At 65.7% G+C, this 25,476-nt stretch carries 24 protein-coding genes; 8 read left to right on the plus strand and 16 right to left on the minus strand.

Going from position 1 to position 25,476, the window contains the following annotated elements; translation table 11 throughout:
• Window positions 1-27: 27 nt before the first annotated feature.
• The 3 genes from rimM to ffh form a co-directional block, all read right to left on the minus strand.
• The gene (gene rimM / locus ACVJ5M_RS05070) at window positions 28-570 is read right to left on the minus strand and encodes a ribosome maturation factor RimM (protein ID WP_063980394.1); all 543 of its coding nucleotides are present in this window, start codon (window positions 568-570) and stop codon (window positions 28-30) included.
• A 9-nt stretch (window positions 571-579) separates the two neighbouring features.
• Window positions 580-912 (minus strand): 30S ribosomal protein S16, encoded by a 333-nt coding sequence (gene rpsP / locus ACVJ5M_RS05075; protein WP_063980395.1) that lies wholly within the window; start codon window positions 910-912, stop codon window positions 580-582.
• An 85-nt stretch (window positions 913-997) separates the two neighbouring features.
• Complete coding sequence (ffh, locus tag ACVJ5M_RS05080; RefSeq protein WP_354098224.1) at window positions 998-2,542, minus strand: signal recognition particle protein; 1,545 nt, start codon at window positions 2,540-2,542, stop codon at window positions 998-1,000.
• 448 nt (window positions 2,543-2,990) lie between these two features.
• Here ffh and ACVJ5M_RS05085 point away from each other — a divergent pair, with 448 nt between their 5' ends.
• Window positions 2,991-4,055: an MBL fold metallo-hydrolase gene (locus ACVJ5M_RS05085; RefSeq protein WP_063980397.1), complete on the plus strand. Its 1,065-nt coding sequence runs from the start codon at window positions 2,991-2,993 to the stop codon at window positions 4,053-4,055.
• 158 nt (window positions 4,056-4,213) lie between these two features.
• Here the strand turns inward: ACVJ5M_RS05085 and ACVJ5M_RS05090 are convergent, their stop codons facing one another.
• Both ACVJ5M_RS05090 and ACVJ5M_RS05095 read right to left on the minus strand, forming a co-directional pair.
• The gene (locus ACVJ5M_RS05090; RefSeq protein WP_063980398.1) at window positions 4,214-4,933 is read right to left on the minus strand and encodes an SIMPL domain-containing protein; all 720 of its coding nucleotides are present in this window, start codon (window positions 4,931-4,933) and stop codon (window positions 4,214-4,216) included.
• A 5-nt stretch (window positions 4,934-4,938) separates the two neighbouring features.
• Entirely contained in the window at window positions 4,939-5,682 is a 744-nt protein-coding gene (locus ACVJ5M_RS05095; protein ID WP_071908659.1) for a GyrI-like domain-containing protein, read from the minus strand.
• Window positions 5,683-5,888: 206 nt separating this feature from the next.
• On the opposite strand from ACVJ5M_RS05095, the gene dapF reads away from it, so the two are divergent.
• Together dapF and mtaB are read left to right on the plus strand one after the other, a co-directional pair.
• Window positions 5,889-6,764 carry a diaminopimelate epimerase gene (dapF, locus tag ACVJ5M_RS05100; RefSeq protein WP_063980399.1) on the plus strand — a complete coding sequence of 292 codons (876 nt, stop codon included), beginning with the start codon at window positions 5,889-5,891 and terminating at the stop codon, window positions 6,762-6,764.
• Window positions 6,764-8,017 carry a tRNA (N(6)-L-threonylcarbamoyladenosine(37)-C(2))-methylthiotransferase MtaB gene (gene mtaB / locus ACVJ5M_RS05105; RefSeq protein ID WP_063980400.1) on the plus strand — a complete coding sequence of 418 codons (1,254 nt, stop codon included), beginning with the start codon at window positions 6,764-6,766 and terminating at the stop codon, window positions 8,015-8,017. The genes dapF and mtaB overlap by 1 nt, the downstream gene beginning before the upstream one ends.
• 133 nt (window positions 8,018-8,150) lie before the next feature.
• Here the strand turns inward: mtaB and ACVJ5M_RS05110 are convergent, their stop codons facing one another.
• Together ACVJ5M_RS05110 and ACVJ5M_RS05115 are read right to left on the minus strand one after the other, a co-directional pair.
• Entirely contained in the window at window positions 8,151-9,260 is a 1,110-nt protein-coding gene (locus ACVJ5M_RS05110) for a DUF2336 domain-containing protein (RefSeq protein ID WP_071908656.1), read from the minus strand.
• A gap of 248 nt (window positions 9,261-9,508) precedes the next feature.
• On the minus strand, window positions 9,509-10,210 hold the full coding sequence (locus ACVJ5M_RS05115; RefSeq protein WP_063985990.1) for an RluA family pseudouridine synthase: 702 nt from the start codon (window positions 10,208-10,210) through the stop codon (window positions 9,509-9,511).
• A 60-nt stretch (window positions 10,211-10,270) separates the two neighbouring features.
• Here ACVJ5M_RS05115 and ftsY point away from each other — a divergent pair, with 60 nt between their 5' ends.
• Both ftsY and ACVJ5M_RS05125 read left to right on the plus strand, forming a co-directional pair.
• Complete coding sequence (gene ftsY / locus ACVJ5M_RS05120) at window positions 10,271-11,218, plus strand: signal recognition particle-docking protein FtsY (protein WP_063980402.1); 948 nt, start codon at window positions 10,271-10,273, stop codon at window positions 11,216-11,218.
• Between the two features lie 2 nt (window positions 11,219-11,220).
• On the plus strand, window positions 11,221-11,823 hold the full coding sequence (locus tag ACVJ5M_RS05125) for a septation protein A (RefSeq protein ID WP_063980403.1): 603 nt from the start codon (window positions 11,221-11,223) through the stop codon (window positions 11,821-11,823).
• Between the two features lie 196 nt (window positions 11,824-12,019).
• On the opposite strand, the gene ACVJ5M_RS05130 is transcribed toward ACVJ5M_RS05125, so the two are convergent.
• The 5 genes from ACVJ5M_RS05130 to ccmA all read right to left on the minus strand — a co-directional run bounded on the left by ACVJ5M_RS05130 (window position 12,020) and on the right by ccmA (window position 15,176).
• A complete protein-coding gene (locus ACVJ5M_RS05130) occupies window positions 12,020-12,613 on the minus strand; it encodes a DsbE family thiol:disulfide interchange protein (protein ID WP_063980404.1) in 594 nt (197 codons plus the stop codon).
• 10 nt (window positions 12,614-12,623) lie between these two features.
• Complete coding sequence (gene ccmD / locus ACVJ5M_RS05135) at window positions 12,624-12,809, minus strand: heme exporter protein CcmD (protein WP_014490637.1); 186 nt, start codon at window positions 12,807-12,809, stop codon at window positions 12,624-12,626.
• On the minus strand, window positions 12,806-13,537 hold the full coding sequence (locus ACVJ5M_RS05140; protein WP_063980405.1) for a heme ABC transporter permease: 732 nt from the start codon (window positions 13,535-13,537) through the stop codon (window positions 12,806-12,808). Before ACVJ5M_RS05140 ends, ccmD begins: the two co-directional genes overlap by 4 nt.
• A gap of 90 nt (window positions 13,538-13,627) precedes the next feature.
• Window positions 13,628-14,296: a heme exporter protein CcmB gene (ccmB, locus tag ACVJ5M_RS05145; RefSeq protein ID WP_028150494.1), complete on the minus strand. Its 669-nt coding sequence runs from the start codon at window positions 14,294-14,296 to the stop codon at window positions 13,628-13,630.
• Between the two features lie 277 nt (window positions 14,297-14,573).
• Window positions 14,574-15,176 (minus strand): heme ABC exporter ATP-binding protein CcmA, encoded by a 603-nt coding sequence (gene ccmA, locus ACVJ5M_RS05150; protein WP_063985991.1) that lies wholly within the window; start codon window positions 15,174-15,176, stop codon window positions 14,574-14,576.
• A gap of 243 nt (window positions 15,177-15,419) precedes the next feature.
• On the opposite strand from ccmA, the gene acnA reads away from it, so the two are divergent.
• From acnA to ACVJ5M_RS05165, 3 genes are all read left to right on the plus strand, one after another.
• Window positions 15,420-18,140 (plus strand): aconitate hydratase AcnA, encoded by a 2,721-nt coding sequence (gene acnA / locus ACVJ5M_RS05155; RefSeq protein ID WP_063980406.1) that lies wholly within the window; start codon window positions 15,420-15,422, stop codon window positions 18,138-18,140.
• Window positions 18,141-18,357: 217 nt separating this feature from the next.
• Window positions 18,358-19,134 carry a DUF1223 domain-containing protein gene (locus tag ACVJ5M_RS05160; protein ID WP_063985992.1) on the plus strand — a complete coding sequence of 259 codons (777 nt, stop codon included), beginning with the start codon at window positions 18,358-18,360 and terminating at the stop codon, window positions 19,132-19,134.
• Window positions 19,135-19,746: 612 nt separating this feature from the next.
• Window positions 19,747-20,118 carry a DUF2794 domain-containing protein gene (locus ACVJ5M_RS05165; protein ID WP_063980407.1) on the plus strand — a complete coding sequence of 124 codons (372 nt, stop codon included), beginning with the start codon at window positions 19,747-19,749 and terminating at the stop codon, window positions 20,116-20,118.
• 148 nt (window positions 20,119-20,266) lie between these two features.
• On the opposite strand, the gene ACVJ5M_RS05170 is transcribed toward ACVJ5M_RS05165, so the two are convergent.
• The 4 genes from ACVJ5M_RS05170 to ACVJ5M_RS05185 form a co-directional block, all read right to left on the minus strand.
• Window positions 20,267-20,794 carry a GNAT family N-acetyltransferase gene (locus ACVJ5M_RS05170; RefSeq protein ID WP_063980408.1) on the minus strand — a complete coding sequence of 176 codons (528 nt, stop codon included), beginning with the start codon at window positions 20,792-20,794 and terminating at the stop codon, window positions 20,267-20,269.
• A gap of 303 nt (window positions 20,795-21,097) precedes the next feature.
• Window positions 21,098-21,889: a Bax inhibitor-1/YccA family protein gene (locus ACVJ5M_RS05175; protein WP_014490629.1), complete on the minus strand. Its 792-nt coding sequence runs from the start codon at window positions 21,887-21,889 to the stop codon at window positions 21,098-21,100.
• Between the two features lie 270 nt (window positions 21,890-22,159).
• A complete protein-coding gene (locus tag ACVJ5M_RS05180) occupies window positions 22,160-24,730 on the minus strand; it encodes an ABC transporter permease (protein WP_063980409.1) in 2,571 nt (856 codons plus the stop codon).
• Complete coding sequence (locus tag ACVJ5M_RS05185; protein ID WP_063980410.1) at window positions 24,727-25,449, minus strand: ABC transporter ATP-binding protein; 723 nt, start codon at window positions 25,447-25,449, stop codon at window positions 24,727-24,729. The genes ACVJ5M_RS05180 and ACVJ5M_RS05185 overlap by 4 nt, the downstream gene beginning before the upstream one ends.
• Window positions 25,450-25,476 lie beyond the last annotated feature (27 nt).

Genomic DNA, 25,476 nt, shown 5'->3' on the forward strand with positions numbered 1-25,476 from the left:
ATTTGTTAGCGAGCCGTTACCGCACCGTCATGATGACGGAGCCTCGCTGTCATCATCACCCTCGATCTCCTGCGGCAGCGCGATCACGACGCGGCCGCCTGTGAGATCGACTTCCGGCACCACCGCGTTTGTGAACGGCAGCAGCATCGTCGTGCCCTTTGCAGATCCTTTGGGCGGAGCGATCTCGATGATGTCGCCGGCGCCGAAATTGTGGATCGCGAGCACGCGGCCGAGCGCGTCGCCGTCGGTGGTGACGGCGGCGAGCCCGATCAGGTCGGTGTGGTAATATTCGTCCTCGTCGGTCGCGGGCAGCTTTTCGCGCGCGACGTAGAGCTCGATGCCGTTGAGGCGCTCGGCCTCATCGCGGGTCGTGACGCCCTTGAACGTCGCGACCAGATGATCCTTGGCTTCGCGCGCCTGCGCGACCTCGAACTGGCGCTTGCCATCCTTGGACAGAAGCGGCCCGTAGCGCCTGACCGCAAAGGGATCTTCGGTGAAGGTCCACAGCTTGACCGCACCGCGCACACCATGCGCGGCGCCGATCCGCGCGACGCAGACCAGCGCCGACATGATCTGACCTTAACCCTTCGCGGCGGCTTCGGCCTGCGCCTTGCGCTCCTTGCGCGGCACGGCCTTCTCAGGGTTGTTGCGCGCTTCGCGCTTCTTGACGCCGGCGGCGTCGAGGAAACGCGCCACGCGGTCCGACGGCTGCGCACCCTTGGCGACCCAGGCCTTCACCTTGTCCATGTCGAGCTTGAGGCGGGCCTCGTTGTCCTTCGGCAGCAGCGGGTTGAAATAACCGAGACGCTCGATGAAGCGGCCATCGCGGGGAAAGCGCGAATCGGCGACGACGACGTGATAGACGGGGCGCTTCTTGGTGCCTGCGCGAGCGAGGCGGATAACGACGGACATCTGGTTCTCCTTCAAAGTACAGTTTGTTCGGTTGGTTGGTATTCCGCGTCGCGCGAGATGCTTAGGATCCCTCGCGACGAATTCCTCATTTCTTCTTGCCCGGAAATCCGCCGAGGCCCGGCAGCGTCGGCTTGCCGCTCAGCCCGGTCAGTCCGGGAACGTTGGGCAGGCCGGTGCGCAGACCAGCGGGCAAATCCTTCGGCAGGCTGGGCAGACCTTGTCCGCCGCCTTTCATCTTCTCCTGCAACGCCTTCATCTCTTCGGGCGAGGGCGGCTTCATGCCGCCGCCAAAGCCCATCGCCTGCGCAATGCCGGCGAGCGGGCCACGCTTGCCCGAGCCCATGGCCTTCATCACGTCGGCCATGTTCCGGTGCATCTTGAGCAGCTTGTTGACCTGCTCGACGCTCTGGCCGCTTCCTGCGGCGATGCGCTTCTTGCGGCTGGCCTTGAGCAGGTCGGGATGACGGCGCTCGTCGCGCGTCATGGAATCGATCACCGCGACCTGGCGCTTCAGGATCTTGTCGTCGATGCCGGCGGCCGCGATCTGGTTCTTCATCTTGGCGATGCCGGGCATCATGCCCATCAGCCCGCTGATGCCGCCCATGTTCGCCATCTGCAACAGCTGCTCGCGCATGTCGTTGAGGTCGAACTGACCCTTGCGCATGCGCTCGGCGGTGCGCGCGGCCTTTTCGGCGTCGATGTTGGCGGCGGCACGTTCGACCAGCGACACCACGTCGCCCATGCCGAGGATGCGGCCGGCGATACGATCGGGATGGAAATCTTCCAGCGCGTCGGTCTTTTCACCGGTGCCGATCAGCTTGATCGGCTTGCCGGTGACGGCGCGCATCGACAGCGCGGCGCCGCCGCGGCCGTCGCCGTCGACGCGTGTCAGCACGATGCCGGTGAGGCCGACGCGCTGATCGAAGGCGCGCGCGAGATTCACGGCGTCCTGGCCGGTGAGGCTGTCGGCGACCAGCAGCACTTCATGCGGATTGGCAGCGGCTTTGATCGCAGCCGCTTCCGCCATCATGTCTTCGTCGAGCGTGGTGCGGCCGGCGGTGTCGAGCAGCACGACGTCGTAGCCGCCGAGCTTGCCGGCTTCCAGCGCGCGCTTCGCAATCTGAGCCGGCTGCTGGCCGGCGACGATCGGCAGGGTCGGAATGTCGAGATCGCGGCCGAGCACGGCCAGCTGCTCCATCGCCGCCGGGCGATAGATGTCGAGCGAAGCCATCAGCACCTTGCGCTTGTCGCGCTGGACCATGCGGCGGGCGAGCTTTGCGGTGGTGGTCGTTTTACCGGAGCCTTGCAGACCGACCATCATGATCGGCACCGGCGGCACGGAATTGACGTCGATGGTCTGGCTTTCGGCACCGAGCGTGTTGATCAGCTCGTCATGGACGATCTTGACCACCATCTGGCCGGGCGTGACCGATTTGACGACGGTGGCGCCGATCGCCTGCTCGCGGACGCGCTCGGTGAAGCTGCGCACCACTTCGAGCGCGACGTCAGCCTCCAGCAGCGCGCGGCGCACCTCGCGCATCGCGGCGTCGACGTCCTTTTCGGTCAGCGCACCGCGCCCCGTCAGACGATCGAGAATGCCACCAAGCCGTTCCGACAGATTGTCGAACAATGCCGTTGTCCCTTGTCCTGCTCGCGCAGGGTTGCCGCGTTCACCATCGTCATGCCCCGGCTTAACCGGGGCATCCAGTACGCCGCGGCACCTCGGTTCAGCCGAGCTGCCTCTGGGATACTGGATCGCCCGATCAAGTCGGGCGATGACCACTTCCAAAGCAAGCGATCTTCCAAACACCTTTGCGCCCGAGGGCGCACAGCGCTGTCGGGCGTTGGCCTCTGGCCTCCAGGGCCAGTAGGCGGGTCGAAAAGAAAGCCTTTCCGAGAAAGTGGCGGGGTTAAACGCCGCTCCCGCCCAAAAGTCAAGGAAAGTTAGGGTGCCGGGGTGCCTTTGCCAGGGCAAGGCCCTGAGAATACGGAACTTTTCGCGGCCGGTTCCTTTTGCCTGGGCTCCGCCCATATAGAAGACGATGACTTACCTCCGTTACCATCCCTGAAGCCCGCTTGTGCCGATCACCCGCCGCCGCCTCTTTGGATCGCTCGCCGGTGGCGCCGCGCTGGTTGGTGTTCCGCCCCTCTGGATGTCCCGCATGAAAACCTATGACGGCCCGGTCTCCGACCATTTTGACGGCCTGACCTTCTTCGATCCCGACGGGGCGCCGCCGAGATCGCTCGGCGAGGTGCTGCGGTGGCAATTAGGTGGCCGGGGGCAGCGCGCGGACTGGCCCGACTGGGTGCCCAACCCCCATGCCGACACGCCGCCGCAGCGCGTCGAGGGCGACAAGGTGCGGCTCTCCTTCGTCGGCCACGTCAGCTGGCTGGTCCAGGCCGGCGGCCTCAACATCCTCGTCGATCCCGTCTGGTCCTCGCGGGTCTCGCCCGTCAGCTTTGCCGGACCGAAGCGGCACAACGACCCCGGTATCGCGTTCGAGAAGCTGCCGAAGATCGACGTCGTGCTGGTCTCGCACGGTCATTACGATCATCTGGACATCGCGACGCTGTCGCGGCTTGCCAAGAACTTTGCGCCGCGCGTGGTGACGCCACTCGGCAACGACGTAACGATGCGCAGCGCCGACTCCTCCATCAAGGTGGAGGCCTTCGACTGGCACGATCGCGTCGAGCTCGGCGGCGGCATCGCCGTGACGCTGGTGCCGACCCGGCACTGGTCGGCGCGCGGCATGTTCGATCGCAACAAGGCACTGTGGGCGAGTTTCGTGCTGGAGACACCGGCGGGGAAAATCTACGTGGTCTGCGATTCCGGCTATGGCGACGGCGGGCACTTTCGCCGCGTCGCAGAGAAGCACGGGCCGCTGCGTCTGGCGATCCTCCCGATCGGCGCCTACGAACCGCGCTGGTTCATGCGCGACCAGCACATGAATCCGGAAGACGCCGTGAAAGCGCTGGCCGATTGCGGCGCGCAAGCCGCGCTCGGGCATCATCACGGCACGTTCCAGCTGACCGATGAAGCGATCGACGCGCCGGCCAAGGCGCTGGTCGAAGCGTTGGATGCCGCGAAGCTTCCGCAGGAACGGTTCGTGGCGATGCAGCCGGGACAGGTGGTGGAGATCTAAATCCATCCACGTACACAACTTGCCCCGGACGCAGCGCAGCGTCTCTTCGACGGTGCGCTGCAGAGCCGGGGCCCATGCAGCAGCACGTGCCGTTGGCTTTCTGGGTCCCGGCCCTGCGCAGCGGCGTTTCACGCTGCAGCGCGTCCGGGACAAGAGACTTATTTGCCTTCAGGGCGAATAATCGCCCAGCTGACATTCACCGTCACCGACAGCGTTTCCTCGCCCGGGGCGACTGCCGCGGGCGCCGCCATCGGCGCGGTCGCCATTCTTGCCTTGAACAGCGGCACCGGAGCGCCGCCCTCGGATACGCTGAGCGGCGAGCCGAGCGTGACGCCGGTGGCCTTGGCATAGATCTCGGCCTTGCGGCGGGCGTCCACGACCGCCTGTTCGCGGGCGTCGTCGAGCAGCTTTGAGGCCTGCGTCACCTCGAAGGAGATGTTGCCGATGTCGTTGGCGCCGGCGCCGACCAGCGTGTCGATGATGCCAGCGACCTTGGTCACGTCGCGGATCTTCACGGTAACGCGGTTAGAGGCGCGGAACCCGACCACGGGCGAAGCGCCGGTGGATTTGTTCTGGCCGTATTGCGGCTGCAAGGACAGGCGCGAGGTCTGATAGTCCTTCTCGGCGATGCCAGCGCCCTTCAGCGCCAGCAGTACCTTGCCCATCGCGGCGTTGTTGGCGTCGGAGGCTTCCTTCGCCGACTTGGCGTCGTTGGCGACGCCGGCGTCGATCTGCGCGAGATCGGGCGCCGCGGAGATCGTGGCTTCGCCGCTCACCGAGATCGCGGAGGGAAAATCGTCCGCGCGTGCGGGCGTCGCCAGCAGCGTGGCGGCGAAAGCGGCGGCAAGGGACGTAAAAAGGACGGCAGGCTTCTTCATCTCTCTCACTTCAATGGCACGAACACGTTGATCACGAGCTTGTCCTCCGCCGTCTTCAGGGGATCGGTGAGGTACTCCTCGATAAAGGTGTCCTTGGCTTCCAGCTTCTTGTCGTCGAGGTGATTGGTGATCGCCTCATAGGTGTTGTCCATGTTGTCGTAGGAGCCGCGATGAACGAATTTCAGCGCCTTGCCTTCGGGCGATTTGCCGATGCTCATGTCCTTGGGCAGGTTCTTCGGGTCCTGCTCGACCGGGATCTCGGCCAGGAAGGTGAAGCCGGTGTCGTCGGTCGAGGTGTAAACGATCATCGAATTGCCGGCGGGCTTGATGCCCTGCTTGTCCAGCAGCGTGTTCAGCGCCTTGAAAGCGTCGATCAGCGTGTCGAAGGCCGAATCCCAATTGGCAGTGCCCTTGACCATCACGACCTTCTTCGGCTCGAGCGTGGTCTCCAGGCCAAAGGGATCGGCGGTCTGCACCGGGGCGGGCGTCGCGGCCGCAGCGGGCGGCGGGGCCGCCGGAGCGGGTGAGGGCGAAGCGCTGGCCGCAGGCGATGGCGCCGGAGAGGGCGCCGCCGCGGGCGCAGGTGCCGCACTTGCGGCCGGGGAGGGCGAGGCCGACGGAGCCGGCGAAGGGCTGGCCGACGCGGCGGGCGCCGGGCTCGGGGTCTGCGCCAGAGCGCCGGGCACGCCAAACGACATGGTCGCTGCCGGGATCAGCGCGAGCAGTGCGAGGCGACAAAAACGATTCATTCTATTCTCCCCAAGGGCTTATGCGCCAAGGCCTTACATCCCCAAGGCCTTGAGCCGGCCGCGCGTCCCGGATTGCGCGAACCCTGCCGTTCTAACACGCGAGTGCCGAATTCGTCCCATGACAGATGCGTCATGGCTATGGCGGCAAATCACTGGCCAAGCCGCCAAGGATCGCCATATAAGGCAGGCGAAATTCGGGACATTTCATGAGCGCTCTGGCCAACCACGCATTTGCCAAGATGAACGGCATCGGCAACGAGATCGTCGTTGTCGACATGCGTGATTCCGCCGCGCCGGTGACGCCGGACGACGCCCGCGCGGTCGCGTCCGCGCCGGGCGGCGTGCCCTACGACCAGCTCATGGTGCTCCGGAAGCCGCGGTTCGACGGGACCGAGGCCTTCATCAGCATCTACAACAATGACGGCTCCGAGGCCGGCGCCTGCGGCAACGGCATGCGCTGCGTGGTGCGGCGCATCTTCGAGAAGACCGGGCAGACCACGGCAACGTTCGAGACCGCCGCGGGCCTGCTCAATTGCTGGCAGGGCCCGGCGCCCGATCTCTACACCGTCGATATGGGCGCGCCGAAGTTCGGCTGGCAGGAGATTCCGCTGGCGGAAGAGTTTCGCGACACCCGCTACATCGAATTGCAGATCGGGCCGATCGACAATCCGATCCTGCATTCGCCTTCAGTGGTGAGCATGGGCAATCCGCATGCGATCTTCTGGGTCGAGGACGTCAACGCCTATGATCTCGAGCGTTTCGGTCCGCTGCTGGAAAATCACCCGATCTTCCCCGAACGCGCCAACATCACGCTCGCCCACATCGTCGATCGCGACCACGTCACGATCCGCACCTGGGAGCGTGGCGCGGGCCTGACCAGAGCTTGTGGTTCGGCGGCCTGCGCGACCGCGGTCGCGGCCGCGCGGCTGAAGCGCACCGAGCGCAATGTCGAGATCGCGCTGCCCGGCGGCAAGCTCGGGATCGAATGGCGTGAAAGCGATGACCACGTGCTGATGACGGGCCCCGCGACCTTCGAATATGAGGGCTCCTTCGATCCGGCGCTGTTCGCGCCGGTCGGCTGATGGCCGTCGACGTCGTCACCTTCGGCTGCCGCCTCAATGCCTTCGAGGCCGAATTGATCCGCCGCGAGGCTGAAGGCGCTGGCCTTTCCGATACCATCGTCATCAACAGCTGCGCCGTCACCAACGAGGCGGTGGCGCAGGCGCGCCAGTCGATCCGTAAATTGAAGCGCGAACGACCGGGCGCGCGCATCGTCGTCACCGGCTGTGCGGCGCAGACGCAGAGCCGGATGTTCGCAGACATGGCCGAGGTCGATCGCGTCCTCGGCAATGACGACAAGATGCGCAGCGAAGCCTGGCGCGATGCGCGTGCCGCGTTCGATCTCGGTGCGAGCGAAAAGATCGCCGTCAGCGACATCATGGCGGTGAAGGAGATGGCGCCGCATCTGATCGACGGCTTTGCGAGCGGCCTGCCGCGCGTGTTCGTGCAGGTGCAGAACGGCTGCGACCATCGCTGCACGTTCTGCATCATCCCCTATGGCCGCGGCAATTCACGCTCGGTGCCGATGGGCGCGGTGGTCGATCAGGTGCGGGCGCTTGTTGCGCGCGGCCATGCCGAGATCGTGCTGACCGGTGTGGACCTCACCAGCTATGGCGCCGACCTGCCGGGTGCACCAAGACTCGGCATGCTGACGAAGCAGATCTTGCGGCACGTGCCGGAGCTCAAGCGCCTGCGCATCTCCTCGATCGATTCGATCGAGGCCGATGCCGATCTGCTGGATGCCATCGGCGACGATGCGCGCCTGATGCCGCATCTGCACCTGTCGCTGCAATCCGGCGACGACATGATTTTGAAGCGCATGAAACGGCGGCATTCGCGCAACGACGCGATCGCGTTCTGCGACCAGGTCCGCCGCCTGCGCCCGGACATCGCGTTCGGAGCCGACATCATCGCGGGCTTTCCGACCGAGACCGAGGAGATGTTTTCGCGCTCGCTGGATCTCGTGGAGGAGTGCGGTCTGACGTTCCTGCACGTCTTCCCGTATTCGCCACGCCCCGGCACGCCGGCCGCGCGGATGCCGCAGGTCGCGGGCGGTGCGATCAAGGAGCGTGCGAAGCGGCTGCGTGCGGCGGGCGAAGTGGCATTACGACGGCGGCTGCAAGAGGAAGTGGGTACGACGCGCGATGTGCTGATCGAGAGCGACAGCCAGGGCCGCACGGAGCATTATCTGCCGGTGGCGATCGCGGGTGAACGTATTGGCCGTGTGGTGCCGCTGATGATCGCCGGCAGCGATGGCGAGCGGCTAACCACGTAATCAGTGTCGTCGCCCGGCTTGACCGGGCGACCCAGTACGCCGCGGCTCCTCGGTTCTATCGCTGCCGTCTCTGGAATACTGGATTGCCCGCTTTCGCGGGCAATGACAGCGGAGTGTGTGATGAGCAGCAGGCCTACAACGCCCGCACCTGCCAGAATCGCAGCGTCCGCCGCGCGTTCTCCGACGTCATTCGCGCGTAATTGCTTTTCGCCCTCGCGATATCGGCGGGTTTCATCGCGCCGGTGGCAAAGCGACTCTCGAGCACGGCGGCTGTGGTTTCCCAGCTGAGCTGGGCCGCCTTGCACGGCACCAGCAAGCCGTCCTCGCGCAGGCTCTGCATCAGCGGGCGAATCACTTCGACGGTCGATCCGGACAGGGCCGCTAATGCAGCCACGGTTTCCTCGTAGCGCCGCTGCGTGGCGAAGCCGAGCAGCGTCGCCTCGGTCAGCTGGCCCGTCGCCTTGAGATTTGCGATGGCCCGCTTGGCGCCTTCGAAATCGCGGACGGCCGACATCTCGCGCTCGACACCGACGGTCACGGCGGCGATCGCGCCCTGGATCTCCTCGAACAGATGCGGCGGTGCGCGCGACAGCAGCCGGGTGCGCACGGCATCCGTCGCAGAACGCAGCAACCGGCGGCGCAAATCGGACGGCAGGTCGACGCGGACGCCGACGCTCACGGCGAGCTCGGGATCGGCCTCCGCCTGCCCGACGATGACGGCAAATCCGTTTCCGGAAACGCGCGCGCCGGGATTGGCGGCAAGCCGCCGGCTGACGCTGGGATAGCGCCGCGCCAGCAGCGCGTCGGTGACGATCTCCTTGAGCCACCAGCGACCGGCGACCGCGAGCAGATGCGATTCGCCCTTGCTGGAGGCGATCTTCACCAGCTCGCCATCGTCGAGGCGCGCGGATTCCTGGAGCACGGGGCCGGCGATGCGAATTTCGTCATTATTGGCGAGGCGGCGGATCACGGAGGGCGGCGCCTGCGCGATCGGCGCAAGCTGCGCGCTGATCTCGGCCAGCGCAACGCGTGCGCCCATGTCGGCGATGGCGCGCAGCTCGATGGTGCCGATCAGGCGCTCGAGCACGTCGTCGAACAGCGCGATCTGCTCGTTGCCAAAACTTCCGGCGGAGGAGAGGAACAGGTCGGTGACGCGGCGGGCCGTTTCCAGGCCCTTTTCCGCCGAGCCGAGCCGAATCGCTGATTCGACTTCATCGATGATCGAAAACTCGGCCGTGGACATGACGCGTTGCTCGTCCTGAGCGAATGACGGAAGCTTGTTCTAAGCAATCGCTATCAATAGAGACGAGCACTGAACGTTTCGTAAACCACGGGGCGGAAGGCGAGCACTGCTTTGCTCCCCGACCGGCCACTGCTCCTCATCCTGAGGAGCCCGCGAAGCGGGCGTCTCGAAGGATGGCCGCGGGCGACAGTCGGGCCTTCATGGTTCGAGACGGCGCTGATGCGCCTCCTCACCATGAGGGGCTAAAACTATTCCCCATTCCACCCGCAGGCGCGGAGCTTGTCGTGCATGTGGGGCGGGGCCGGCGCGACCACGCGGATCGGCTCCTTGTTCCGGGAGATCGGTACCACGATCTCGCGGGAATGCAGGTGCAGCCGCGGCTCGCCGAAGCGCGGGCCGTTGCCGTAAATGTTATCACCGAAGATCGGCCAGCCGGTCGACGCCGAATGCACCCGCAATTGATGGGTTCGGCCGGTCACCGGTTCCATGGCGAGCCAGGTCAGCCCGTCGCCCCGGCCCATCACCTTCCAATTTGTGACGGCTTTCTGCCCTTCCGGGTCCGGCTTCTGCCACCAGCCGCGCTCGGCATTGAGCCGGCCGAGCGGCATGTCGATGGTGCCTTCGTCCTCGGCAGGGCCGCCCTCGACCACGGTCCAGTAGGTCTTGCCGATCTTGCCGTGCTTGAAGAGGAGGCCGAGTGAGGCCGTCGCCTTGCGATGGCGGCCGAGCACGAGGCAACCGGAGGTGTCCTTGTCCAGCCGGTGGGCCAGCACCGGCGGCCGCGGCAGGCCGAAACGAAGCGCATCGAACGACGTTTCCAGATTGGCCCCGCCCTTTGGGCCGCGGTGCACCGGCAGGCCGGCGGGCTTGTCGATGACCAGCATCAGCCCGTCGCGATGGAGCACGCGCGCCAGGATCTCGTCGGCGGTCAATTCGGGAACATCGAGCAATTGCAAGACTTTCGGTCAACACTTTCGTTTGGGAGCCGGAACGGCTAACACACCGCCACCATGAACGATACCACGTCAGATCCCCCCAAGCTGAGCTGGTGGCGCCGCCTGTCCAACGGGCTGAAGCGCACCTCGTCCTCGCTCGGGACCGCGGTCGCCGACCTCGTCACCAAGCGCAAGCTCGACCGCGCCATGCTCGACGACATCGAGGACGTGCTGCTGCGCGCCGACCTCGGCACGTCGGTCGCGGTGCGGATCGCGGACGCCGTCGGCACGGGCCGCTACGACAAGGCGATCTCGGCGGACGAGGTCAAGGACGTCGTCGCCACCGAGGTCGAGAAGGTGCTGGCGCCGGTGGCAAAGCCGCTCGAGATCGATACGGCCAAGAAGCCGTTCGTCATCCTCGTGGTCGGCGTCAACGGTTCCGGCAAGACCACGACCATCGGCAAGCTCTCGCAAAAATTCGCATCCGAGGGCCGCAAGGTGATGCTGGCCGCCGGCGACACGTTTCGCGCGGCCGCGATCGAGCAGCTCAAGGTCTGGGGCGAGCGCACCAGGACGCCGGTCATCGCTGGCACCCAGGGCTCGGATTCGGCAAGCCTCGCCTTCAACGCGCTGACGGCAGCGAAGGAGCAGGCCATCGACGTGCTCCTGATCGACACCGCCGGCCGCCTGCAGAACAAGGCCGAGCTGATGAACGAGCTCGAAAAGGTCGTGCGCGTGATCCGCAAGGTGGACGACACTGCGCCGCATGCCGTCTTGCTGGTGCTTGATGCTACGGTCGGCCAGAACGCGCTGTCGCAGGTCGAGGCCTTCCATCGCACGGCGGGGGTCACCGGCCTCGTGATGACGAAGCTCGACGGCACCGCGCGCGGCGGCATTCTGGTGGCGCTCGCGGAGAAATTCAAACTGCCGGTGCATTTCATCGGCGTCGGCGAAGGCGTCGACGATCTCGCGCCGTTCACCGCGCGCGATTTCGCCCGTGCGATCGCCGGAATCGAAAGCTGAGAATGGACAAGACCCAGCCGCATCCGCTGTTCAAGCTCGCGACCGAGCTCGGTCCGCTGCTCGTGTTCTTCTTCGTGAATGCGAAGTTCAATCTGTTCGCCGCGACCGGCGCCTTCATGGTCGCGATCGTGGCGGCGATGATCGCGTCCTATGTGGTGACGCGCCATATCCCGATCATGGCGATCGTGACAGGCGTGATCGTGCTGGTGTTCGGCACGCTGACGCTGGTGCTGCACGACGAGACCTTCATCAAGGTCAAGCCGACCATCATCTACGGCCTGTTCGCGGCGATCCTCGGCGGCGGCCTGTTGTTCGGCCGCTCCTTCATCGCCGTCATGTTCGACCAGATGTTCAACCTGACCCCGCAGGGCTGGCGCATCCTCACGCTGCGCTGGGCGCTGTTCTTCGCCGGCATGGCCATCCTGAACGAGATCGTTTGGCGCACCCAGAGCACGGATTTCTGGGTGAACTTCAAGGTGTTCGGCGTCACGCCGATCACGATGGTCTTCGCCATCGCCCAGATGCCGCTGACCAAGCGCTACGGGATCGAGCCGGCGTCGCTGGAGGCGAGCGAGGCCGACGCGGGGGATGTGCGGAAGGGCTGACGGTCTCTCAGCTCGTCATTGCGAGCTGAAATGCGGCCATACACTCAACTGTCATCGCCCGGCTTGACCGGGCGATCCAGTATTCCAGAGACAGTCGTGAGATACGGTGAGGCCGCGGCGTACTGGATACCCCGGTCAAGCCGGGGCATGACAGCGGTGCGTGGTGCTGGCCCCTGCGCTCGCGCGAGAGCGGAGCTCAGCTCCCTGCCTTCAACGCCTTCTCCATCTGCGGCAACAACACCGTGCGCAGATTGTCCGGCGTGATCGGTCCGACCAGCTTGTAGACGATGGTGCCTTCGCGCCCGACGACGAACGTCTCCGGCACGCCATAGACGCCCCATTCGATCGAGGCGCGGCCGTTGGCGTCCACACCGACGCGGCCGAACGGGTTGCCGTAGCGGCCGAGGAAACGGCGCGCGTTGTCGGCCGCGTCCTTGTAGTTGATGCCGACGAGCTGGAAGCGCTTGTCTTTTGCCAGTTCGGTCAGGAGCGGTGCTTCGTCATGACAGGGTACGCACCAGGACGCCCAGACATTGACCAGGCTGACCTTGCCTTTGAACGCGGCGGGATCGAGGCCCGGTACCTGCGCGCTGTCGGCCTGCAATCCCTCGAGCGGCGGCAGCGCGGTCTGCGGCGCCGGCCGGCCGATCAGCGCGGACGGAATCCGCGAGGGATCGCCGCTGCCGAGCCGGAACCAGAACAGCAGCGCCAGGGCGATGAAGGCGATCAGCGGCAGCACCATCAGGAAGGTGCGGCGCTGCGGCGGAGCGGAAGTCGGTTGATCGCTCATGATTGATCGCTCACGGCGTGTCCGTTGCGCTGCGTCCGGAGCGGCGCGTGACGCCGCTGCGGTCGAGCTCGCGCAGGCGCTCGGTCTGGCTGCGATAGTCGAGCACGATCCAGCCGATCAGGATCACGACGACGAGCGCGGCCGCGGCATAGGACGTCACGATGAAGGACGCGTAGGGACCAAGTGACATCGTCATGCGGCCTTCTGGCTCGCCTGCATCATCTGCAAGGAGCGGACACGGCGGCGCAAAATCTCGTTGCGCATCGCCGCGATATGCAACGTGACGAACAGCAGCGTGAACGCGATGGCCATCAGCAGCAGCGGAATCAGGAACGATTTGTCGAGCGTCGAGCCGCCCATGCGCATCACCGACGCCGGCTGGTGCAGCGTGTTCCACCAGTCGACCGAGAACTTGATGATCGGCAGGTTGATCGCGCCGACCAGCGTCAGCACCGCGGCGGCGCGCGCCGCGCGCGAGGGATCCTCGACCGCGCGCCACAGCGCCATCAGGCCGAGATACATCAGGAAGAGGATCAGCACCGAGGTCAGCCGCGCGTCCCATTCCCAATAGGTGCCCCACATCGGCCGGCCCCACAGCGATCCCGTGAGCAGCGCGAGGAAGGTGAAGGCGGCGCCGATCGGCGCGGCGGCTTTGGCGGCGACGTCGGCGAGCGGATGCCGCCACACCAGCGTGCCCAATGAGGCGATGCTCATCACGCCCCAGACGAACATCGACAGCCAGGCGTTGGGCACGTGGATGAACATGATCTTCACCGTCGCGCCCTGCTGGTAGTCGTCGGGCGCGAGAGCGGACTGGTAGAGGCCGATGGTGAGCAGGATGACGGTCGCGGCCACAAGCCACGGCAGCAGCCGCGCCGTCAGCGCGAGGAACCGTGTCGGATTGGCGAGATCGATCAGCGTCATGGTATTCTGATAATCACAGGTCAGCACTCACGCAATCAGCATAAAAGCGCGCAGCGAAAGTTGATCGGGGTCAAGGGCATCCGGCCCATTTCAATCGAGACCATGGCGCAGGCTCGCCGCCGCCGCGAAAGGGCCGATGACGAGGCTGACCAGCGACAGCGCGCACAGGATCGAGAACGGCGCGCCGAACGTCATGGGACCGACGATCACGGCCTGCGAGGCCGCGACCCCGAAAATCAGCACCGGGATCGACAGCGGCAGCACCAGCACGGCCATCAACAGTCCACCCCGGTGCAGCGTCACCGCGAGCGCCGCGCCGATCATGCCGGTGAAGGTCAGCGCCGGCGTACCGGCCAGGAGCGTCAGCGCCACCGCCCCGGTCGCGACCATGTCGAGGTTGAGCAGCAGGCCGAGCACCGGGGTTGCGACAATCAGTGGCAGGCCGGCGGCCAGCCAATGCGCCAGCGCCTTGGCGGCGCAGGCGAGTTCCAGCGGCGTTCGGCTCATCGTGATCAGGTCGAGCGAGCCGTCCTCGTGGTCGGCCATGAACAGCCGGTCCAGGGTGAGCAGGCTTGCCAGCAGCGCGCCGAGCCACAGGATCGCCGGCCCGAGCCGCGACAGCAGCGCCAGATCCGGCCCCACCGCGAACGGCATCAGGACGACGACGGTCAGGAAGAACAGCACGCCGATCAATGCCCCACCGCCGACGCGGAGCGCGATCCGGATGTCCCGGCGGATGAGGGCGGACAGGGCGGTCATGGGGTGTATCCGACGTCGAGGCCGCCATGGGAGCCTGATTCGTGCCCCAGGCAAACTGCGCTCCCTCCCCCCTTGCGGGGGAGGGCGGGGGAGAGGGGTAGCCCCGAGAGAGATGCTTTTGAAGGGCTGACGGCGAGCGACAGAGCGCTCGCCTCCCCAGCGCTAGAACCGAATCGCCCTACCGTGCCGCACCCCTCTCCCCGACCCTCCCCCGTAAGGGGGGAGGGAACGGAGAGAGCCGGGCCCGGCCGCTTGGAAAACTGAGGGTCCATCGGAATCATGCTGAACCCCCAATCCTCAGCTCCCGCGAATCGATGCCGAGCGGCGCATGGGTCGCAGCGATGATCATGCCGCCCCGGGCCAGATGCTCCCGCATCAGGCCCTCGAACATCTCCTGGCCGGCCACGTCCAGCGCCGTAGTCGGCTCGTCCAGCAGCCAGACCGGGCGGCGCACCGTCAGCAGCCGGGCCAGCGACAGACGGCGGCGCTGGCCGGCGGACAGGAAGGCGGCCGGCAAATGAGTGGCGTGATCGAGCCCGACGATGGCGAGGCTCTTGGCCGCATCACTGCGCTCGCCGCCCAGAAAATCAGCCCAGAATGACAGGTTTTCCGCCACGCTCAGTGCTGGCTTCAGGGCGTCGCGATGGCCGAGATAGTGGCACTGCTCCGGCAGCGTCAGCTCGGCATCGCCGCCGGCGAGCGCGATTGTCCCGCCGGCCGGAATCAGCAGACCCGCGATCAGCCGCAGCAGCGAGGTCTTGCCCGAGCCGTTGCGGCCCACGACCGCCACGGCCTCGCCCGAGACCGCCTCGAAATCGAGCCCGGAGAACACCTCGCGGCCGCCGCGCACGCAGACGACCCCGCGTCCGGACAGCTGCATCTTGCCTTGGTTCAATCCGCTCAAAGCCTGGCCTCAGGAAATCTTGGGGTAGCGCATGGGAATTTTTGGCTCGCGGATTGCTGCGGCACGTTTGTGGCTGTGGCGGCGCGGTTAGAAAGCTTCTATAAGCCCGGAACTACTTGATGCAGCAACTTAACCTGCCCCTGCAAGCGACCCAGCCGGACTCGCTGACGGTGTTAAAATACCCCTTGCCGGGTATAACTAACAATTGGGATTTCCTACATGACCTCGCTCGACAGCTTCAAATGCAAAAAGACCCTCAAGGTCGGCGCCAAGACCTATGTCTATTACAGCCTGCCCACGGCCGAGAAGAATGGTCTGAAGGGAATTTCGAAACTCCCCTATTCGATGAAGGTTCTGCTCGAGAACCTCCTGCGCAACGAGGACGGCCGCACGGTCAAGAAGGAAGACATCGTGGCGGTGTCGAAGTGGCTGCGCAAGAAGTCGCTGGAGCATGAGATCGCATTCCGCCCGGCCCGCGTGCTGATGCAGGATTTCACCGGCGTGCCGGCCGTGGTCGATCTCGCCGCGATGCGCAACGCGATGCAGAAGCTCGGCGGCGATGCCGAGAAGATCAACCCGCTGGTGCCGGTCGACCTCGTCATCGACCACTCCGTGATCGTGAATTTCTTCGGCGACAACAAGGCCTTCGGCAAGAACGTCACCGAGGAATACAAGCAGAACCAGGAGCGCTACGAGTTCCTGAAGTGGGGCCAGAAGGCGTTCTCGAACTTCTCGGTCGTGCCGCCCGGCACCGGCATCTGCCATCAGGTCAATCTCGAATATCTCTCCCAGACGGTCTGGACCAAGAAGGAGAAGATGACGGTCGGCAAGAAGACCGGCACCTTCGAGGTCGCCTATCCCGACTCGCTGGTCGGCACCGACTCCCACACCACCATGGTCAACGGTCTCGCCGTGCTCGGCTGGGGCGTCGGCGGCATCGAGGCGGAAGCCTGCATGCTCGGCCAGCCGCTGTCGATGCTGCTGCCCACCGTCGTCGGCTTCAAGCTGAAGGGCGCGATGAAGGAAGGCGTCACCGCCACCGACCTCGTGCTGACCGTGACGCAGATGCTGCGCAAGCTCGGCGTGGTCGGCAAGTTCGTCGAGTTCTTCGGTCCCGGCCTTGATCACCTGTCCGTCGCCGACAAGGCGACCATCGCCAACATGGCGCCGGAATATGGCGCGACCTGCGGCTTCTTCCCGGTCGACGCTGCTGCGCTCGATTACCTCAAGACCTCCGGCCGCGCTCCGGCGCGCGTCGCGCTGGTGCAGGCCTATGCCAAGGCGCAGGGCCTGTTCCGCACCGCCAAGTCGGCCGATCCGGTGTTCACGGAAACGCTGACCCTCGACCTCGGCGACGTCGTTCCCTCGATGGCCGGTCCGAAGCGTCCCGAAGGCCGCATCGCGCTGCCGTCGGTCGCCGAAGGCTTTTCGCTCGCGCTCGGCACCGAGTACAAGAAGACCGACGAGCCCGGGAAGCGCTTTGCCGTCGACGGCAAGAACTTCGAGATCGGTCATGGCGACGTCGTGATCGCCGCCATCACCTCCTGCACCAACACCTCGAATCCGAGCGTCTTGATCGGCGCCGGCCTGCTTGCGCGCAACGCTGCCGCCAAGGGCCTCAAGGCAAAACCGTGGGTGAAGACGTCGCTCGCCCCGGGCAGCCAGGTGGTCGCGGCCTATCTCGCCGATTCCGGTCTGCAGGCCGATCTCGACAAGGTCGGCTTCAACCTGGTCGGCTTCGGCTGCACCACCTGCATCGGCAATTCCGGTCCGCTGCCCGAGGAGATCTCGAAGTCGATCAACGACAACGGCATCGTCGCGGCCGCCGTGCTCTCCGGCAACCGCAACTTCGAAGGCCGCGTCTCGCCGGACGTGCAGGCGAACTATCTCGCTTCGCCGCCGCTGGTCGTCGCCCACGCGCTTGCGGGCAGCGTCACCAAGAACCTCGCCGTCGAGCCGCTCGGTGAAGGCAAGGACGGCAAGCCGGTGTACCTCAAGGACATCTGGCCGACGACGAAGGAGATCAACGCCTTCATGAAGAAGTTCGTGACCGCGTCGATCTTCAAGAAGAAGTATGCCGACGTGTTCAAGGGCGACACCAACTGGCGCAAGATCAAGACGGTCGAGAGCGAGACCTACCGCTGGAACATGAGCTCGACCTATGTGCAGAACCCGCCCTATTTCGACGGCATGAAGAAGGAGCCGGAGCCGGTCACCGACATCATCGAGGCGCGCATCCTCGCCATGTTCGGCGACAAGATCACCACCGACCACATCTCGCCGGCCGGTTCGATCAAGCTCACCTCGCCCGCCGGCAAATATCTCAGCGAACACCAGGTGCGTCCGGCCGACTTCAACCAGTACGGCACGCGTCGCGGCAACCATGAAGTGATGATGCGCGGCACCTTCGCCAACATCCGCATCAAGAACTTCATGCTGAAGGGCGCTGACGGAAATATCCCGGAAGGCGGTCTCACCAAGCACTGGCCCGACGGCGAGCAGATGTCGATCTACGACGCCGCGATGAAGTACCAGCAGGAGCAGGTGCCGCTGGTGGTGTTCGCCGGTGCCGAATACGGCAACGGTTCCTCGCGCGACTGGGCTGCGAAGGGCACGCGCCTGCTCGGCGTCCGCGCCGTGATCTGCCAGAGCTTCGAGCGTATCCACCGCTCCAACCTGGTCGGCATGGGCGTGCTGCCGCTGACCTTCGAGGAAGGCACCTCCTGGTCGTCGCTCGGCCTGAAGGGCGACGAGAAGGTCACGCTGCGCGGCCTGGTCGGCGACCTGAAGCCGCGTCAGAAGCTGACCGCGGAGATCGTCTCCGGCGACGGTTCGTTGCAGCGGGTTTCGCTGCTTTGCCGCATCGATACGCTGGATGAGCTCGATTACTACCGGAACGGCGGCATTCTGCACTACGTGCTGCGCAAGCTCGCGGCCTAAGCGCGAATTTGTGAACGGTGGCTCACCGCGACGTGAGTAGAAGGTTAAACGAGGGCGGCCTATCACAAGGCCGCCTTCGTGCGTTAGAACACGCGTCCGATGGTCCCGCCCGGCGGAAAACCTCGCCCCGGACGGTTGAGTGTACGATGCCCGTAAGACTACGGTGACCATCAGGCGATAGGATCTTCCCCCACGCGTGCGAGGTGTGACGTTCAACATGACTGCAATGATGGCTTCTAATCTGGTTTCGCGCTGGTCCGGTGCACTCTGGTCGGGAGCACTTGGTATCTGCGCCATCGTCGCCGTCATCCGTCCCGCCGAGGCTGATCCTCGCGCCGTAGTCGAGCTCTTCACATCGCAGGGCTGCTCCTCCTGCCCGCCCGCCGACCAGGTCATCGGCGATCTCTCCAACGACCCGTCGATCATCGCGCTGAGCATGCCGATCGACTATTGGGATTATCTCGGCTGGAAGGACACGCTTGCGGATTCGCGCTTCTCGGCGCGGCAGCGCGCCTATTCGCGCATGCGCGGCGACCGCGAGGTCTATACGCCGCAAGTCGTGGTCAACGGTTCGACGCATGTCATCGGCAGCGATCGCGCCGGCATCGAGAGCGCGATCGGCAAGACCGACAACGGCACAGGCGTAATGAGCGTGCCGGTGACGATGTCGCTTGCAGGCAAGCAGATCAACGTGTCGGTGGCGGCGAGCAAGGAGTCGGCGGTCTCGCACGGTGAGGTCTGGATCTGCTCGATCACGAAATCGGTGCCGATCGCAATCAGCCGCGGCGAAAATCGCGGACAGCAGATCACCTATCACAACGTCGTGCGCAACCTGCTCAAGGTCGGCGACTGGAACGGGCGTCCGGAAAGCTGGACGGTGCCGTTGGAAAATCTCACGCGCGACGGCGTCGACGGCGCTGTGGTCTATGTCCAGGACGGCAGCCGTGAGAAGCCGGGTGCGATGCTTGGCGCGGCGTACACGTCGCTGCACTAGATCCGATCTCTCTCGCCAACGTCGCACTCGCTCTCACGCCTCATGGTGAGGAGCGCGCCCTCGCGCGCGAGGCGGACGATGCTACGCATCGCCGCGAGAACCATGCAGGCGCGGCTGATGCAGCGCGGCCTTCATCCTGCGAGTCACCGCTTCGCGGCTCCCCACGATGAGGGGTGAGAGTTGTCTTCGCGTTAATCAGAGAGAAGTTGGTCGTGCCGGAAACATCTCGGCACAAACCAAAAAGGACCAACTTGCGTTGGCCCTCCTTGTCGCGCGTACAGACCCGATCCTGACGGCCCCGGGGGGCTGGGGGCTGAGGAATCCGGAACCGAAAGGACCGGGTCAACGCACACAGGTCTTTTCGCAATGCAGGGCGGCAGGCGCTTGGCGGAAAAGCGGCGATATCAAGATTCCTTCTAACGATCCCGTGACGGTTTGCCGCGACAGAATTCCACTCCTGCGTGTGCTCCGATTCGCACCCGATTCAATCAGTTGAGTGAAGAGCCCCTTGCGGCGGGGAACAGTTGGCGCGATCATGCAATTGTCATGATCCGCGGTTCCGGGGACGGTCCTTCGCGGATGCGATCATGCCGCGAGATGAGGAGGCGCTCGATGAGTCTGACGCCGGAGGATGCCGATCCGAGCGAGCAGCGCGCCGTGGCGCGCCCCACCGCTGCGAATGCCCAACCCAACCGGGTGACATTCAACCGGCTGGAACTGAACCGCATCCTCAACCTGTACGGCCGCATGGTCGCCGACGGCGAGTGGCGCGACTATGCCATCGACTTCCTGAAGGACCGCGCGGTGTTCTCGGTCTTCCGCCGCGCCTCGGAGGTGCCGATCTATCGCATCGAGAAGGACCCGCGGCTGGCGCGCAAGCAGGGCATGTACAGCGTGATCTCGGCGACCGGCCTGATCCTGCGCCGCGGCCACGAGCTCGAGCGCGTGCTGCTGGTGATCGATCGAAAATTGGCGGTGGTTTAGCCTTACGGACGGTGCCGTAGTGTGGGCAAAGGCGCACCGCGCCGTGCCCACCATCTTTCCTCAATCACCGGGCATGCTGGGCACGCTTCCGCCTTCGCTCTCCGAGCTACGGCGGACAAGTCGCTTTGCCCACCCTACGAGACCGAGGTTATTTCGGCACCGTACTCGCGCCCTCGCCCAGATCCCGCTGCATCATCACCGTGTCGAGCCAGCGGCCGAATTTCAGGCCAACATTGGGATGCGTGCCGATCATCTTGAAACCGCCGCGCGTGTGCACGCCGATCGAGCCGGCATTGGCGGAATCGCCGATCACCGCGATCATCTGGCGGAAGCCGCGCGCCTCGCATTCAGCGATCAGCCGGTCCAGCAGCAATGAGCCGATGCCGCGGCGGTGGAACGCGGGATCGAGATAGATCGAGTTCTCGACCGTGAAGCGGTAGGCCGGCCGCGGTCGGTAGGCGCCGGCATAGGCATAGCCGGCGACGCTACGATCGAGGATGGCGACGAAATAGGGATAGCCGCCGTCGATCAGCGCGCGGTAGCGGCGCGTCATCTCGGCCAGATCCGGCGGCGCCAGCTCGAATGTCGCGGTGCCCTCGCGGACGGCCTGCTTGTAGATGGCGGTGATGGCGGGAAGGTCGGCCTCAATGGCGGGCCTGATCTCAGGTGCGGACATGGCGGCGAGATTAGAGCCTTCCCGCGGTCACTGGAAGGGGCAACGCCGCTTCCCCATGCTCCGTCATTGCCAGCGCAGCAGCCCTCCAATCTTCTCCGCTGTCATGCCCCGCGCAGGGGGGCATCCAGTACTCCGAGACAGCGCGGCTAGAACCGAGCCGCTGCGGCGTACTGGATCGCCCGCCCCAGTGCGCAATTGCGCACAAGGCGGGCGATGACAAGCGGGGGGGCGTCGCGCATCCCGGCCCAAACAAAAACCCCGGCCTCTCGGCCGGGGTTCGTATCCGTTCTCTCGTCGAAGCGCTTAGTCGCGCTGGCCAAGGAGCTGCAGGAGCAGCGTGAACAGGTTGATGAAGTTCAGGTACAGCGACAGTGCGCCGGTGATGGCCGCACGCTCTGCGATGTCACCGCCGGCCGAGGCGTAGCCGTAGATGTAGTCGTTCTTCAGCCGCTGGGTATCCCAGGCGGTGAGGCCCGCGAACACCAGCACGCCCACCACCGAGACGATGAACTGCAGCATCGTGCTCGCCAGGAACAGGTTGACCAGGCTCGCGATGATGATGCCGATCAGGCCCATGAACAGGAACGAGCCCATCCCGGTCAGATCACGCTTGGTGGTGTAGCCGTAGAGGCTCAGTGCGCCAAACGTGGCCGCGGTGATGAAGAACACCCGCACGATCGAGGTGTGCGTGAACACCAGGAAGATCGAGGACAGCGAGATGCCCATCAGCGCCGCGAACACCCAGAACAGGATCTGCGCGGTCGAGGGGGCGAGACGGTTGATGCCCGCCGAGATCACGAACACCATCGCGAGTGGCGCGAGCATGAACAGCCACTTCAGGGGGCTGACGAACATCGCGTAGCCGAACGGCGTCAGGAACAGCTTGCCGACGCGGACGGCCTCCGGGGTCGGAACGTCGGTCACGGCGGCCATATAGACGCCGAGCGCGGCCAGGCCGGTGATGGCGAGGCCGATGCTCATGTAATTGTAGATGCGCAGCATATAGGCGCGCAGGCCGGCATCGACCGTCGCGGCGTCAACACGCCCGGCGGCCCTGCCGAAAGGAGAAGCGTAGTTACGGTCTAGGTCCGACATGGTCGAATTCCCGTTGGTTAGCCCGGTCCGGCATGAGGGTCGCCATGCCGCCGGTTCGTCAAATTCTATCTCGGATACCGATCTGTGCCGACTAAATTCTGGCTCATAATCGGGGGTCCGAACCCATTGGATATGTGGGAAACTAACACATTCGCTGCAACCGTCCACGCGCGGCTGAATGTCGCCCTCGCCCGCAATCCTGGCGAGCAGACGTGGTTAATCGCTGGAATCGTGCGATTCCGACATCGCGGGGTCGCCCGCTACCATTTGTCACAAATTCCGCAACACCGTGGCGGGCTTTTTGTTCAATGCCAGCAGCGTCCCAGCGAGCCCAAGTCCGACCGTGACGACCAGGGCCGCCGCGACCACGCCGGCCGCGCTGCCGGCCTGCCAGACGAAACTCAGCGTCATCAGCCGCGTCACGATCATCCAGGCCGCGACGCTGCCGGCGATCACGCCGAACACCGCGGTGGCAAGTCCGATCAGCAGGTATTCGAGGGCGTAGGCGCCGAGCAGCCGCAGCCGGGTCGCGCCGAGGGTCTTGAGGATCACCGCATCGTAGACCCGGTGGCGGTGGCCGGCGGCGAGCGCGCCGCCCAGCACCAGGATCGCCGAGATCAGGGTCACCGCGCTGGCGCCGCGGATCGCCAGCGCCAGATTGGTCACGACCGAGCCGACCGTCTCCATCACCTCGCGCACGCGCACGCTCGTCACCATCGGATAGGTGTCGGCGACTTGCCTGATGATCTTGCCGTCGCCGGCCGCAGTGCCGCCGGCCTCAGTCAGCGTCGCGATATGGGTGTGGGGCGCGCCCTTGAAGGCATTGGGCGAGAACACCAGCACGAAATTGATGCCCATGCCCTGCCAGTCGATGGTGCGCAGATTGCCGATTTTGGCCGGGATGTCGCGGCCGAGCACGTTGACCACGATCTCGTCGCCGAGCTTGAGACCGAGCCCGTCGGCGATCTTCTTCTCCATCGAGACCAGCAGCGGGCCGGAATAGTCGGCGCTCCACCATTCGCCCTCGACCACCTTGGAACCCTTCGGCAATTCGGCGGTATAGGTCAGGCCGCGGTCGCTTTGCAGCACCCATTCGGAATCGGTGGTGGGCTTGAGGTCCTCGGCACGCACGCCGCGCGCGGCGACGATGCGGCCGCGCAGCATCGGCACGTCCTCGACCTTTGCGCCCGGCGCGATCCGGCGCAGATAGCCGTCGAACTGCTCGGCCTGCGTGCTCGGGATGTCGATGAAGAAGAACGACGGCGCGTGCTCGGGGAGGGCCGCAAGGAACTGCCGGCGCAGATTGCCGTCGATCTGGGTGATGGTGACGAGCACGGCGAGCCCGAGCCCGAGCGACAGCACGACGGAGGGCGTCAGCGCGCCGGGCCGGTGGATGTTGGCGATCGCCAGCCGCAGCATCGGCAGGCGCGTGCGCGGCAGCCGGCGCGCGATCGTCATCAGCAGGGCGGCGATGCCGCGGAGCAGGGCGAATACGACGACGGAGGAGGCCACGAACACCGCGGCGATGCGCTTGTCGAAGGACAATCCAATCACGACCGCGATCAGCAGCGCGATCACGACGGCCATGAACACGACATAGCTCCAGCGCGGCCGGTGCCATTCGGAGCTGATGGTGTCGCGGAACAGCGCGGCGACTGGCACGTCGTGCACGCGCCCGAGCGGCCACAGGCCGAAGGCGAGCGCCGTGAGCAGGCCATAGACGAAGGACAGCGCGAGCTCGTCGGCATGCACGGCCGGCACCACCGGCAGCGGCAGCAGTTTTCCGAACAGGCCGACGATGGCGAACGGCATGGCGGCGCCGAGCGCAAGGCCGATCACCGAGCCAATTCCCGCCAGCAGGAGGACCTGCGCCAGATAGATGCCGAACACGTCGCGGCCGGTGGCGCCGACCGCCTTGAAGGCCGCGATGACCTCGAGCCGGCGGTCGATATGGCTCTTGACGGCATTGGCGACGCCGACGCCGCCGACCAGGAGCGCGGCGAGGCCGACCAGCGTCAAGAATTGCGTGAAGCGGTTGATGTTGCGCTCGAGCTGCGGCGAGGCATTGGAGCGGCTGCGGATCTCCCAGCCGGCCTGCGGCGCGGCGTTGCGCGCGTCCGCGATGAAGGCGTCGGTGGCGCGCTCGCTGTTGCCGGTATCAGGCAGCTTCACCCGGTACACCCAGCGCACCAGGCTGCCGGGCTGGATCAGGCCGGTGGCGCGCAGACCCGCCTCGCTGATCAGGAAGCGCGGCCCGAAACCGATGCCGCCGGCGAGCTTGTCGGGCTCGGCTTCGACGGTGCTGCGGATCTGGAACGTTGCGCTTCCGATGGTGACGCGGTCGCCGGTCTTCAGCGACAGCCGCGCCAGCAGCGTCGGATCGGCGGCGGCACCGAACGCGCCGTCGCGCTCCGCGAGCAGGTCGGACATCGGCAGCGGCGGCGCCAGCGTCAGCTGACCCAGCATCGGATAGGTGTCGTCGACCGCCTTCATCTCGACCAGCGCGAGCTGGCCGTCGGCGGCGCGCGCCATGCCGCGCAAGGTCGCGGCGGTGGAGACGGTGCCGCGCGAGCGCAGGAAGGAGACCTCCTCGGGCTTCGCCTCGCGCTGGAACAGCACGAAGGAGACGTCGCCGCCGAGCAACGTACGGCCCTCGCGCGCGAGACCGTCGCTCAGGCTCGCCGAGACCGAGCCGACGCCGGCGATGGCCATCACGCCGAGCGCGATGCAGGCGATGAAGACATAGAAGCCGCGCAGGCCTCCGCGCAATTCACGCAGCGCGTAGCGCAGCGACAGCGCGACGCCGTTGGGCTTCGCGAACGGTTCGGCCGCGATGCTCATGCCGGTGCAGACTGGGTGTCGATGCGGCCGGAGCGCAGGCGGATCACGCGATCGCAGCGCTGCGCGAGCGAGGAATCGTGCGTGACCAGCACCAGCGTCATGCCGCGCTCGGCATGTTTGGTGAACAGAAGATCGACGATTTGTTTTCCGGTGGCCTCGTCGAGATTGCCGGTCGGCTCGTCCGCGACGAGGATGGCGGGATCGGGCGCCAGCGCGCGGGCGAGCGCGACGCGCTGCTGCTCGCCGCCGGACAGCTGCGTCGGATAGTGATGCAGGCGATCGCCAAGCCCGACCGATTGCAGCTCCTGCGCCGCGCGTCTTGCAGCGTCAGGGTTGCCGGCGAGTTCGAGCGGCACGGCGACGTTCTCGAGCGCCGTCATGGTCGGGATCAGATGGAAGGACTGGAAGACGATGCCGACCTGGCGGCCGCGGAAGCGGGCCAGCGCGTCCTCGTCGAGGGCATTGAAAGGCGTGCCTGACACCACCACCTCTCCGCTATCAGGACGCTCCAGCCCCGCCATCACCATCAGCAGCGTGGATTTGCCCGAGCCTGACGGGCCGATCAGGCCGATCGTCTCGCCCGAGGCGACCCGCAGGCTGATATCCTTGAGGATGTGAACGCGTGCCGCGCCCGTACCCAATGAAAGATTGACGTTGGAGATGGCGATGGTGTCCGGCGCGGTGCCGGCGAGCGAAGAGGTTTCGATGCGACTGTCCATGGTCCGGTCATATGGCAACTCCGCATA

The organism is Bradyrhizobium sp. S3.7.6 (genome assembly GCF_054061875.1).